This is a genomic window from Desulfovirgula thermocuniculi DSM 16036 (genome assembly GCF_000429345.1).
In the GTDB taxonomy this organism is placed as follows: domain Bacteria; phylum Bacillota; class Desulfotomaculia; order Desulfotomaculales; family Desulfovirgulaceae; genus Desulfovirgula; species Desulfovirgula thermocuniculi.
The window spans coordinates 1-12,519 of the sequence record NZ_AUBR01000069.1 but is presented as its reverse complement, the minus strand read 5'-3'; the positions used below and the strand labels follow the sequence as shown (position 1 = coordinate 12,519).

General features: G+C 62.6%; 9 protein-coding genes. 3 read left to right on the top strand and 6 right to left on the bottom strand.

Features of this window, described 5'->3' with window-relative positions:
• Positions 1 to 301: 301 nt before the first annotated feature.
• The 3 genes from G454_RS0113200 to G454_RS0113190 all read right to left on the bottom strand — a co-directional run bounded on the left by G454_RS0113200 (position 302) and on the right by G454_RS0113190 (position 2,342).
• Positions 302 to 547, bottom strand: a complete 246-nt coding sequence (locus G454_RS0113200) for a hypothetical protein (protein WP_156896797.1) — start codon at positions 545 to 547, stop codon at positions 302 to 304.
• A 118-nt stretch (positions 548 to 665) separates the two neighbouring features.
• Positions 666 to 845 carry a hypothetical protein gene (locus tag G454_RS19210; RefSeq protein WP_035107860.1) on the bottom strand — a complete coding sequence of 60 codons (180 nt, stop codon included), beginning with the start codon at positions 843 to 845 and terminating at the stop codon, positions 666 to 668.
• 36 nt (positions 846 to 881) lie between these two features.
• A complete protein-coding gene (locus G454_RS0113190; protein ID WP_027718984.1) occupies positions 882 to 2,342 on the bottom strand; it encodes a putative sulfate exporter family transporter in 1,461 nt (486 codons plus the stop codon).
• Between the two features lie 333 nt (positions 2,343 to 2,675).
• On the opposite strand from G454_RS0113190, the gene G454_RS19205 reads away from it, so the two are divergent.
• From G454_RS19205 to G454_RS19200, 3 genes are read left to right on the top strand one after another with little or no spacing between them, the layout of a single operon-like run.
• The gene (locus G454_RS19205) at positions 2,676 to 4,319 is read left to right on the top strand and encodes a sensor histidine kinase (protein WP_051276419.1); all 1,644 of its coding nucleotides are present in this window, start codon (positions 2,676 to 2,678) and stop codon (positions 4,317 to 4,319) included.
• Complete coding sequence (locus tag G454_RS0113180; protein ID WP_027718983.1) at positions 4,282 to 4,896, top strand: response regulator transcription factor; 615 nt, start codon at positions 4,282 to 4,284, stop codon at positions 4,894 to 4,896. The genes G454_RS19205 and G454_RS0113180 overlap by 38 nt, the downstream gene beginning before the upstream one ends.
• Before the next feature lie 2 nt (positions 4,897 to 4,898).
• On the top strand, positions 4,899 to 6,308 hold the full coding sequence (locus tag G454_RS19200) for a PAS domain-containing protein (RefSeq protein ID WP_051276417.1): 1,410 nt from the start codon (positions 4,899 to 4,901) through the stop codon (positions 6,306 to 6,308).
• Here the strand turns inward: G454_RS19200 and G454_RS0113170 are convergent.
• The 3 genes from G454_RS0113170 to mfd all read right to left on the bottom strand — a co-directional run bounded on the left by G454_RS0113170 (position 6,274) and on the right by mfd (position 12,118).
• A complete protein-coding gene (locus G454_RS0113170) occupies positions 6,274 to 7,659 on the bottom strand; it encodes a (Fe-S)-binding protein (RefSeq protein WP_027718982.1) in 1,386 nt (461 codons plus the stop codon). The two genes, G454_RS19200 and G454_RS0113170, sit on opposite strands and share 35 nt — an antisense overlap.
• Positions 7,656 to 8,321 (bottom strand): respiratory nitrate reductase subunit gamma, encoded by a 666-nt coding sequence (locus G454_RS0113165; RefSeq protein WP_027718981.1) that lies wholly within the window; start codon positions 8,319 to 8,321, stop codon positions 7,656 to 7,658. Before G454_RS0113165 ends, G454_RS0113170 begins: the two co-directional genes overlap by 4 nt.
• A 212-nt stretch (positions 8,322 to 8,533) precedes the next feature.
• Positions 8,534 to 12,118 carry a transcription-repair coupling factor gene (gene mfd, locus G454_RS0113160; protein WP_211230102.1) on the bottom strand — a complete coding sequence of 1,195 codons (3,585 nt, stop codon included), beginning with the start codon at positions 12,116 to 12,118 and terminating at the stop codon, positions 8,534 to 8,536.
• Positions 12,119 to 12,519: the final 401 nt, after the last annotated feature.

Here is a 12,519-nt window from a genome sequence, read left to right as displayed (position 1 = left end):
AAAAGAGCACCTGCGGCTGGACAAGATGACACGGCGAGGTATTGACAACGCTTTCATAGATACAGTCCTTTGTATTACTACTTTTCTTGCCGGCACTCTTGCGGCACTAAAGCTGAGAAAGAGGTATTTTATGGCAGCATAGCCACTCTGCTCTTCCTCTCATGCAAGGCACATTATAGCAGCGTCTATAAGGGGGTGGTATGCTCTCTTTTCTGTTAATTATTACCATGATGCTTTTTTTAGACCTGGGGAATGGCCTTAAAAAGACAAAGGATCCCTGAAATAGCTATAATTGCCTTGTTCACCCATTGCCTGCTATGAGTTTTGCAGGTTGCTCCACCGCCATGCCCAAAATAATGGTCAGCAGGACGTAGTTGAAGTGGAAGATGTCGATGAGCAGGCCCTTGGCCACCGGGTGGGCGGCAAAAAGGCCCTCCAGCCCCGGCCACCAGGCCAGCCCGAGGTCTTTCCCGCCCCGGGCCAGGAAGGCCAGGAAAAACATGAGCAAAATGCCGGGCACGGTTCTCAGCACGGGCACCAGGACCAAGAAGCGCGGGCCTCCCGGGAAGGTTTTGGTCATTAACTTATATTTTACCAGAAAAGAAAAAGAAGCGAGGCCCTGCCGAAAAATTTTCCGGCGAGCCCCGCCTTTCATAGCTTTCCCCTCACTTTGCCGCGGGCACAATGGTATAGCTCAGCCACACCAGGATGCCCAAAAGGGCTATGCCCAGGCCCAGGGACCAAGCAATGAGCTGCTTTTCCGCCGGCAAAAGGTCAAACCACTCCCCCTCTTCGGGAAGCCTCTCCACTTGCGCCTGCGCTTTCTGCAGGGAAGGCTCGCTCACCGTAAAACACCTCCTCGAGACAAAGCTACGGCAGCGCTACTTTGCCGGGGGCGGGGTAATGCCGTGGAAGAAGATCCAGGAGATGAACAGCCCCACCCAGATGATGAAGCCGAAGAGGCACACGAAGTAGACCAGCGCCAGCCTGCCCATGCCCTCTTCCTTCAGCTTGCGGAAGTTGGAAACCAGGCCGATGGAAAAGAAGGTGAGGGCAAAGAAGATACCGCGGAAGTTGTCGGCATTGCCGATGCCTTCCTTCAGGAGCTTGGTGGCCTCGGGGGTGGCACCGGCGCCGATCAGGAGCACCAGGATGAAGGTAATGGCGTAGCCCAGCACGAACTTGGGGAAGCGGTGCCATATGTCCGCCGCGGAAACCTTTTCTCCGGGCTTGCACTCGATCTTCCAGCACCAGATGATGGCCAGCAGGAAGGCCCAGATGGCAATGAAGATGTCGATGAACACCTTGACGGTGGTGGTGGCCATGAGTATCCAGCCTTCCTGCCAGTTGACGCCCAGGGCCGTAGCCGCCTTGGCACGGATGAGGGCGTCGGTGATGGCCCCGCTGGCCGCCGCCGCGCCGTCGGTCTTCACGGCCAGGCCCATCCAGGCGCCGGCCACCATGGGCTCCTTGTAGAGCCAGGCCTGGGCGGCAAAAGGCAGGATGAGCAGCTCCACCACGGCAAAGACGATGACCAGGGAGGATACGATGATGGGCACGATGGGCCGCGCCTTAATGGCGCCGCCGGTGGCGATGGCCGCCGAAACGCCGCAGATGGAAATGCCCGAGGCCAGAGGCGCCGCCCACTCGGGGGTGAACTTGAAGAATTTCCGGGCCACGAAATAGACAATCGGCCAGTAAATCAGGTAGGCCTCGATGATGGCGCAGAAACCCCGGAAAATCACCTGCGCGGCCAGGCCGGTGGACTGCAGGGCGTAAAGGCCCACCTTGGCGCCCAGGATGACGATGGCCGTCTTAATGTACCATTCGGGCTTGGCCGCCTCTTCCAGGTACCTGGCCAGACCCGGCCAGAGGTTGCCGATCAAAAGGCCGACAATAAGGGCAATGATAAAGCCGGACTCACCGGTTAAGCGCAGGGACCAGGCAATCTTGAGCTTGGCGTACTGGTCGGGCGTGGCGGCAATGTAGGCGTAGTGGCCGGCAATCCAGCAGATGTAGGTTAGCCAGAAGATGATGGTGAAGCCGCCGATGAAACGGCCCACCCGGCCGCCCATGACGGCCACGCCGATGCTCAGGATAACGGTTAAGAAGACGTACGTAAGGAAAAGGGAAGCAAAGCCGGAAAACTTGAAAGTCTTAGCGGCGGGAGCCAGCGCCTTGGAGATCTCGAGCCATACGGAGGTCTTGACCACCCAGCCCACCAGGTCCACGCCGGCCATCCTCAAGAGCCCCAGGAGAAAGATGAAGAGCCCCAGCCATACGGCCCACCAGTCCTCGCTTTTGAAGAGGCCGTTTTTCTTGGCCTGTGCTGCCTCGGCCATCCTATCCCTCCTTTAAGGCAATCTTGCTTGCAGTAACTTTCACACGGCAGTCGGAGAGTTTTTAAACTTGTTTTCACAATCTTTTTTGTTCACCCACCTCCCCTTTGTCTTTCCCTGACACACCCCTTTGTCTTTTCCCTGACAAAAGTCTATTACACCGCCGCCGCGCAAAACAACTGCGCCGGGCCACACTGAACTCTTTTAAACTAAAAAATGAACATTTTGTGTCACCTTTCTGGATATTCGTGGAATTTTCGCCGCAAGTTTCCCGCAGGAACTCCCGCGGATCTTGTAGTAAGTTTACCCTAGCCACAAAAACGGGGCGGTGAAAAGGTGAAGGGAAGGTCTGCCGGGCAGGCGTGGGGGCCGCCGCTTTTCCTGGCGCTCGCCCTTGCCGCATTCCTCTTCTTCCTCGCCTGCACCACCTACGCGCTTTCCCTCCGGCAGGACCGTCTGCGCCAGGACCTGGCCCGGGAAGAGAAGTGCTTTGCCGCGGTGCAGGCGGCCAGGCGCCTGGCGGCCAGCGCCCAGGAGTACGTCCTCTTTGGCGACGACCAGGCCTTAAACGACTTCCGCCACTATAGCCAACAGGCCGCCAGACTGGGACTGGAGCTATACGAGCTCGCCGGCCCGGGACAAAAGCAGGCGGTAGAGGAGCTTTTGGCCCTCACCAGGGCCTACAGCTCCTTTATGGAAAACGAAGTGGTGCCCGCCCTACAGGGCGGCCCCGGGGAGAGGAGCTTAGAGCTTTTGCGCTGGCAGCACCGGGACATGACCCGCCAGCTGCTCTACCGCACGGATGCGCTGGCCGCCCTTTTAACCGGCGAGGCCCAGAAGAGCATGCGGGAAGCCGCGCAGGCCGTAAAGAGGAAGGCAGCCTACGCCTTCATCCTCTCCCTGTGCTCCCTGGGAGCCCTTGCCGGAGCCGCCCTTTTCCTCGCGCCGCGGCTGGCGCGGTACGTCCTTTTGCGCCGGCTGGTGGGCAGCCTCACCACCCCAGTGCTGCTCATCAACCGCCGGGAAAGGGTGGAGTACCTCAACCCCGGCGCCGCCGCCCTCCTCCAGGTGCCGCGGGAGGAGGTAACCGGCAGGGCGGTGGAAGAGGTCCTCCGGCTCTTCCCCCACCTCCAAGGGCTGCTGCAGCCCCTTTTGGAGGTGCTCCTCTCCCAGAAAACGCTGGCGGGCCAACAGGTGGCCTTCGTGCGGGACGGGCAGAGGACCTTCCTGGTTGCCGACTACCTGCCGGTGAAGCTGTGGCAGAAAACCGCCGGGGCAGCCGTCCTGGTGCGGGAGGTCCGCCCGCACAGGGACGGCCAGAACATCCTCCTGGACACGCTGGAGAGGGAGAGAAAGCGCATCTCCATTGAAATTCACGACTGGATCGGCCGCTACATGTCCGCCCTCATCCAGGGCCTGGACTACCTGCTGCACAAGGAATCCCTCCCGCAGGAGGCCAGGGAAAGCGTCCTCGTGCTGCGGGGCCAGTGCCAGCAGGCGGCCATCGAGATGCGCAACATCATGAACGACATCCACCCCTACCTCATCGAAAAGGCGGGGCTCATCCCCGCCCTGGAATCCTACGTGGCCAACTTCGAGCACCTGCACAAGAAGAAAGTCTTCCTCTATTACCAGAGCCGCTCCCTGCCCTTAGACCCGGAGGCCAAAATCATGGTCTACCGCATCGTGCAGGAGGCGCTCACCAACGTGGCCCGGCACTCGCCGGCCAGCGAGGTGGACATATACTTTGCCGACGCCGGCGACCACCTGAACATCGAGATTATCGACAACGGGGGAGTAAAGGAAGAGGCCCCGCTGCCGGGAAAGGGCCTGTGGGGGATGAAAGAAAGGGCGCAGCTGGTGGGAGGGCAGCTGAGCTACGGCTACCGGGACACCGGCTTTTACGTCTCCCTGGTGGTGCCCAAAGGAAGTGAGGGGAAGGATGGAGAGGATCAGGATCATGCTGGTGGAAGACCATAACGTCTTCCGCGAGGGGCTGGCCAAGCTCCTGGATACGGAAGAAAACTTTCAGGTGGTGGCCCAGGCCGACTCCTTTGCCCGCGCCCTGGAGAACTTCCGGCCGGACGTGGACGTGGTCCTCCTGGACATAGGCCTGCCCGACGGGGACGGGCTGGAGCTGTGCCGGCCTTTCCGCGCCGCCAACCCCGCCGTAAAGATCATTGCCCTCACCATTTACGACGACGTAACGCTCATCCGCAAGGCCATGGAGAAGGGTGTCAGGGGCTTTGTACCCAAGTATGCCTTTTTTGAAGAGATAAAGGCGGCCATCAACATGGTCCACCGGGGGCACACCTACGTTTACCCCAGCCTCCAGGCGGAGCTTTTGCGTAAACCCAGTGACCCGGGCCTCTCCGACCAGGAAACGGTCATCCTGCAGGCCATTGCCCGGGGCGAAAGCCAAAAAGAGATCGCCGAAAAGCTCTACGTGAGCCTTTCTACCCTGCGCCGCCGCTTAAAGGGCATCTGTACCAAGCTGGGCGTGAAAACGGTGGAGGAGGCCCTGGCGGTGGCCGCCAAAAAGGGGCTGGTGCGCTAGCCATGAAGAGGTCCCCGGAAACCAGCAGCGCCCTCTTTACGTGCGTGGCCTTTTTCTTTTTGAGCGCCCTCACCGTGCTCTTCATTATGGAGTTCCGCTTTTCAAAGGCCATCATGGCCGACTACGAGCAAAGCCTGCACCAGCTGGCCATAAACCGTACCGCCCTCTTCCTGGAAAACCTCTGCGCGCAGGCGGAGGGCGCCGCCAGGCAGCTGGCCCGCCAGCCCAGGGAAGGTAGCATCACGCCGGGCGGCCCGGGCACGGCCGGCCTGTCCCTCGCCGGCGCCTCCATCCTCGACCCGGAAGCCGCCCCGCCGACGGCCAAAACTGCCGTGACGGGAGTGCGCCGTGACGAAGCCGGGCGGCTGGTGGCCACCGTGGTGACGCCCTTTCAGGGCTCCTGGCTCGCCCTGGAGTTTGACATCGGGCGCGCTCGCGAAGACCTGGCCAGGGAATTTTTAAACGGTACCTGCCGCGTGGCCCTTTTCGACCCGCAGCGCTACCCCCTGCTCTGGCCCCTACCCCCGGAAAAGCTGGACCACTTCACTGGCCAGGAGGCGAGGCTGAGCGCGGACGGGGTGACGTACAACGTCAGCTGGGCGGAGGTGGGCGACCCGCCCTGGAGGATTTATTTCTTTCAGAAGGAAAACAACTTCGATGCCTACCGTATCATCACCGTCATGCTCCTGCTGTTTGCGCTGTACTGCTGCCTTTACCAGTTCATGGTAGAACTGTGGCGGGTAAACAGCGCCCGCTCCTACTTCGAGCACATTGACTTCACCATTTTTAATTACGTCAACGAGGGCGTGATCATTTCCAACAACGCCGGGAAAATAATCTTTGCCAACGATGCCGCCCACCAAATCTTTGCCGGGAAAAAGAAAAGCCTGCAGGGAGTGCAGGTCAGGGAAATCCTGGGCCACCGCGGGGAAAACGGCGAAGAAAAAAATAACGGCCCCCTGACGCTGAAGATATCCGACCGGACCTACAGCATCGTGCACTCGCCGCTGGTGAAAAAGGGGCGGGTGCTGGGAGCCATCACGGTCATCGGCCCGGGCGAAAGGGAGGCCAGAACGTGCAAAAACGTCTTAAATAGGCTCATGGAGGTGGCGCCCCTGGCCGCCATCTATGTGGATGAAGGCTTCAGGGTGGCCGCAGCCAACCTCCTGGCCCGCTGCTACCTGGGCAGCCTGGAACCCGGGGCTAGCATTGACGGCGTGCACCCGGAGCTGGCCAACATGCTGTACCGGCACGCGGGAGCGCGGTCGGCGGTGCCTTTTGAGCTGGCCGGCGGCCTGCGGGGGGAGGTTTCCTACGTGTACGATGCCGAGGGCAACTACGACGGCGCGCTGGTGATCCTGACCGGCCGGGAAGGGGCTAGCGCACCAGCGCATTGGCCACCAGCTCGCTGACGCCGGCGTAGCGCATGGGCAGCTTGTGGTAGCGGATGATTTCCCGGAACTGGGCCTTGCAGTTGGAGCAGGCGCAGGCCACGATGCTGGCCCCGGTGGCCTTCAGCTGCTCCGCCTTCAGCTTCCCGTAGGTTTCCATGTGGAACTCCAGGAAGTTGCCCTTTTCCATGATGGCAAAACCGCTGCCGCCGCCGCAGCAGAGGTTCATCTCCCGGTTGGGGCTCATCTCGCGGAAGTCCGCACAGGCCGCCTTTAAGATGCGCCGGGGCTCCTCGTACATGCCTCCCAGGCGGCCCAGCTTGCAGGAATCGTGGAAGGTCACCGGCTCGGGGTTCTTCTGCGGGTCCAGCTTGAGGCGGCCCTCCTTGATCCACTGGTCGATTAGCTCTAAAATGCTTTTAATTTCAAAGGGCCGCTCTTTTTCCGGGATCAGGCGGAGGATGAGGTACTTGAAGGCCTCAAAGGCGTGGCCGCACTCGCCCACCACCAGGACCCTGGCCCCCAGCCTCTTCACCGTCTCCACCTGGGCCTTAATGATCCTGGCAAACTCTGCGTCGCTGTAAAAAACCCCGTAGTTGACGGCATCGTTGATGCCGGTCTGCGGCGAGTTTAAAGTCCAGTCGGCGCCGGCGGCGTGCATGATCTCCGCCGCTCCCATGACCGTTTCGGCAAAGGCCAGGTAGTCGCCGGCGTTGTGCATGAGGAGGTACTCGGCCCCTTCCTTGTCCACGGGTATCTTGACCTCGTATCCCCGGGCCTCCCGAATCTCCTCCTCCAGGAACTCCACCATGTCCAGAAAGGCAGCCGTGTTTATGCCCGGCGCGTTGCCCGCCTGCAGCTGCTTGGCGGTGCCGTTTTCTTTTAGCTCCTCAGGGGCAATGCCAATGGCATCCAGGATCTTCCTGGCCTCGCGCACAATCACCCCGTTGTCCACGGCCATGGGGCAGGCCACGGCACAGCGCCGGCAGACGGTGCAGCGGTAGACGTTTTCGGCCAGGGCGTTGAGCTTCTCCTCGGTGAGGTCTTCCGCCCCCACCAGCGCCGGGAAAAGCCTCCCCGGCCACGTGAAGTAGCGCTTGTAGATCTTGCGGAGCATGTCGGCCCGGTACACGGGGTGGTAGATTTCCTTTCTCCCGCTGGCCTGGTAGACCGGGCAGACCTCCCCGCAGGTCCCGCACTTCATGCAGGCCTCCAGGGAGAGCACGTAGGGCAGCCAGAAGGTCCAGTTGTCCCTCTGCAGGGACTTTTTCATGGCCGCAAGGAATTCCTTCACCCTGGGCTTTTCCGGCTGCAGGGCCTCGTCGGAAAGCACCCGGTAGTCGTCAAAGACCTTTTTTACCGCCGCGCTCATCGGTGCAGCTCACCCCATTTAACTTTGTGGTAGGTAAAGAACTTTGCCGCAAAGTGGGCCATGCGGGAAAGGGGGACGTAAATCAAGAACAGCTCCGCGAGCAACACGGGCGCCAGGTAGCCGGCCGGCGGCTGCTCCGGCGTAAAGCGCGCCAGGCCGAGCAGGTAGCTCCTCACCGCCCCCGCATCGCCCAAGAAGCCGCTCTGCAGCCCGGAAAGGGCCAGGGCAAAGATGAAGAGGAGGTTTAAATATTCCACGGGCGCCGAAAGCCGCCGCACCTCACTCCGGGCAAGGCGGTAGCAGAGCAAAAGGAGTGAGCCCGCGAGGGCCAGCACGCCGCCCGCCTTACCCGCCGGGGCAGCCAGGGGCAATCCCGCCAGCACCAAAAAGGGCCAGACCACCAGGAGGTAAATGCCCCAGTGCATGGTCAGGGAAGGCAGCCAGGCCCGGCGGTTGTGCAGGAAGAGGCTCTTTAAGGTGAACACCTCGGTGAGCATCTCCTTGAGCTGCTCGCCCAGGGTATGAGGGTAGGGGAAAAGCTCCCAGTGCAGGTGCTTGGGCGCCCGGGACCAGTAAAGCACCCGGTAAAGCAGGCCCGCAACAAAAAAGGCCAGCGAAAAATAGGGCAGGACCGCAGCCACAAAATGCCGCCACCACTCCACCGGCAGACCCTCCTCGAATTTCGAAAATATTTTCATTAATTTTCTCTGTTACTATATCTCCTCGCCCAGGTCAATTATAGCACTGCCTGCCGCGCTTTTCAAGTATATTCTAGTTGACATTTCGCTTTTATTTTATATGAGCATAAGACCGAAAAGAAAAGGGCCCCGGCTCTCCGGCGGTCCGGGCCGCCCGTAAAGCCGGGGCGCCGCTCTCAGGCCACGTGCTTCTTGCAGGCCGCCGTGAGGTCCTGGAGGAACTCCTCCAGCACGCCCAGGTATGCTTCCGCCTCCTGGGGCAGGCTGCGGGTCCGCAGGCGGATCTCGAACTCCTCGCCCAGGTTGTTGTACTTCACCCGGTTGGCGTAGCGCTTGCCCACCTCCACCAGCGCCTCCCCGGTGAGGCGGTGGCCCGGGGCAAGCAGGAGGCGGAAGGAGCCGGGCTGGTAGGAGATGGACTTCACCCCCAGGGAGCCGGCCAGGACCCGCAGGCGGGCCACCGCCAGCAGGTGGCGCACCGGCGGGGGCGGCTCGCCAAAGCGGTCCCAGAACTCCTCCTCCAGGTCGGCCACCTGTTCCTCAAAGCGGGCCGCCGCCAGCCGCCGGTAGAAGTCCACCTTCTGGTCGACGTCCGGGACGTACTGGTCGGGGATGTACGCCTCCACCGGCAGCTCGATGGTGGTTTCCACCGGCCTTTCCACCGCCTCGCCCTTTATCTCCCGCACCGCCTCTTCCAGCAGGCGGCAGTAGAGGTCGAAGCCCACGGCGGCAATGTGGCCGTGCTGCTCGGGGCCGAGGAGGTTGCCCGCGCCGCGGATCTCCAGGTCCCGCAGGGCAATCTTGTAGCCGGAGCCCAGCTCCGTGAACTCCTGGATGGCCGCCAGCCGCTTTTCGGCGGTCTCGTTTAACACGCGGTCCTTGCGGAAGGTGAAGTAGGCGTAGGCCAGGCGGTTTCCCCGCCCCACGCGCCCGCGCAGCTGGTAGAGCTGGGCAAGGCCGAAATTGTTGGCGTCCTTGACGATGAGGGTGTTGACGTTGGGCATGTCGAGGCCGCTCTCGATGATGGAGGTGCACACCAGGACGTCATACGCCCCCTCCAGGAAGTCCATCATCACCTGCTCCAGATCATCTTCCTTCATTTGGCCGTGGGCGATGGCTATGCGGGCCTCCGGCACGAGCGTCTTTAGCCACGCCGCCACCTCTTCCAGCTCCGCAATGCGGTTGTGCACGAAAAAGACCTGGCCGCCACGCCCGATCTCCCGCTTGATGGCCTCTCGGATGAGCACGGGGTCCTCCTCCACCACGTACGTCTGCACCGGGAAACGGTTTTCCGGCGGGGTTTCCAGGAGGCTGGTGTCCCGCACGCCCACCAGGGACATGTGCAGGGTGCGGGGGATGGGCGTGGCGGTGAGGGTGAGCACGTCCACGTCCTGCTTCAAGCGCTTCAGCTTTTCCTTGTGGTTCACCCCGAAACGGTGCTCCTCGTCCACCACCAGGAGCCCCAGGTCCTTGAAGACCACGTCGTCCTGGAGCAGGCGGTGGGTGCCGATGACGATGTCCACCTGGCCGCTGGCCAGCCCCTGCAGCACCTGGCGCTGCTCCCTGGGGGTGCGGAAACGGCTCAAGACCTCAACGGTCACCGGGAAGCGGGCAAAGCGCTCCCGGAAGGTGTGGTAGTGCTGCTGGGCCAGGATGGTGGTGGGCACCAGCACGGCCACCTGCTTGCCGTCCATCACCGCCTTGAAGGCCGCCCGCAGGGCCACCTCCGTCTTGCCGTAGCCCACGTCGCCGCAGAGCAGCCGGTCCATGGGCCGCGGGCGCTCCATGTCCGCCTTGACCTCGGCAATGGCCCGCAGCTGGTCGGGGGTTTCCTGGTAGGGGAAGCCCTCCTCAAATTCCCGCTGCCAGGGGGTATCGGGGCTGAAAGCGTGCCCCGGCAGGGCCTGGCGGGCGGCATAAAGTGCCAGGAGCTCCCTGGCCATTTCCTTGACGGCCTCCCTGACCCGTCCCTTGACGCGGTTCCACTCCCCGCCGCCCAGGCGCGAAAGCCGCGGAGTTTCGCCCTCCGCCCCCAGGTACTTTTGCACCAGGCCCACCTGGTCGGTGGGCACATAGAGCTTGTCTTCCCCGGCGTACTTAATCAGCAGGTAGTCCTTGCGCACGCCGCCGATGTCCAGGGAAACCACGCCCATGTACCGCCCGATGCCGTGGTTCACGTGCACCACGTAATCGCCCACCTTGAGCTCGGCAAGCGACTCCAGCCGGCCCTTTTCCCGCGGGGCCTTTCGCGGCACGCGCGGGGCCTTCTTCCCCCGTTGGCCGTAAATCTCCTTTTCCGTGACCACCACCAGCCCGGCGGAAGGCAGCTCGAAGCCTCCGGAGAGCTGTCCCGGAGCGATCACCACGCTGCCGGGGGAAAGTTCCCCCTCCAGGTGCGTGACCAGGCCGGCCTCAATGCCCGCCTCGCCCAGTTCCTCCTGCAGGCGGCGGGCGCGGTCCTCGCCGGCCACCAGGAGCACCACCGCCTGGCCGGCCCTCCTCCACTGCCGCACCTCCTCGCAGAGCATCTCCGGGCGGCCCATGAAGGAGGGCACGCTCTTGGCGGAAAAGCCGCTCACCCCGTGCACCACGAGGCCCTGCGGCTGGCGCGGGAGCAGGGAAAGGTAAACCGCCCGGCGCCTGGCCGCCTGCTGCTCCACGTGCTGCCAGGGCACGTAGCCGTGGAACATGCCGGGCAGGACCCGCCCGGCCGCCAGGAGCTGGCCGTAGGTCTCGCTCCGCTCAAAGTTGACGGTTTCCGCCACCTCGCGCACGCGGACCAGGTCGTCCACGGCCACCAGGGTGGTGGCCGGCAGATAGTCCAGCAGCGTGTACGGCTCACGGTAAAAGTAGGGCAAAAAGAGCGCGAGGTCCGGCGAGATGACCTCCCCCGCTATTTTTTCCTGCGCGCCGCGCACCAGCTCCCGCAGGTTCTCCCGCGCCTCGCGGTAGGCAACGCCCTCGAATTTGCGCAGCTGCACCTGGTACTCGGACTCCAAGACGTTTAGCGCGCGCTCCCGCGCTTCCGGCGTGACCACCAGCTCCCGGGCCGGGGCAATGGTGACCTGCAAGACGTTTTCCACAGAGCGCTGGCTCTCCACGTCAAAGGCGCGCAGAGAATCTATCTCGTCGCCGAAAAACTCTACGCGCACCGGGTTGTCGGCATTGAGGGGGTAAACGTCCACGATGCCTCCCCTGGCCGCCACCTGGCCGGGGCCCTCCACCATTTCCACCCGCTCGTATCCCAGGGCCACCAGGCGGCCGAGAAGCTCGCGGGGCTCCAGGCGCTGCCCTAGGGAAAGCTCCACGGCGGCGCGGCGGAACACCTCCGGCGGGGAGAGGCGCCGCAGGAGCGCCTCCACGGGGGCCACCACCACCGGCGATTCGCCCTCCAGCACGGCCACCAGCGCTTTTAGCCGCTGCGCCAGCACCTCCCGCCCGTGGGCCAGCACCTGGTAGGGCAGCAGCTGGGCGGCGGGAAAGAGGAGGACCCTCCTGGACGGCAGGAAGGCGGACAGGTCCTCGGCCAGGACCGCCGCATCGCCCTCCTGGGAGGTAATCACCAGCAAGGGCGCGCCGAGTGATTCCGCCAGCCCCGCCAGCAAGAGGGCGCGCTGTGCCCCGGAAAGGCCCACCACCTGCTGCTGCACCTGCCTCCCGGAAAGGGCGCCCAGCAGGCTCTTAAACTCGCGGCAATTCTGGAGCTGCTTTATGAGGGCATACATGGGCCGGGTCGTCCTTTCCCCAAAAAAGCTTGGCAAAAGAAATACTACACCCTAAGACGGGCAATTCCCCCGCCGGGTCAAACGGCCCTGCAGCCGTACCCGGGGAGAGAACTGCCCGCCTTTTGGATTATACCACGGGGGCCAGAGCGGGTAAAGTTCTCCTTCCCGCCTGTCCGTGTCAAGATTCAGTAGGTGCCCTCACAAGAAAATTTCCCTTATGAGACCCCATCACCCAAACGAACGCCTCGAGGAACCTGCCTTGAAACCAAACCGTAGATGGTTTAAACAAGCCACCACAGAGTCGGCCTCAGGAAATAAACACCAGCATGAGCATACCATCCGGTTACATATGCGTCAGACGTGGCCGTAGAGAGCAATCAGGCCTGCCGCCAGCTTTTTGCTCCCCCGGTGCTGGACGCCTCCAGGGCCAACGACCC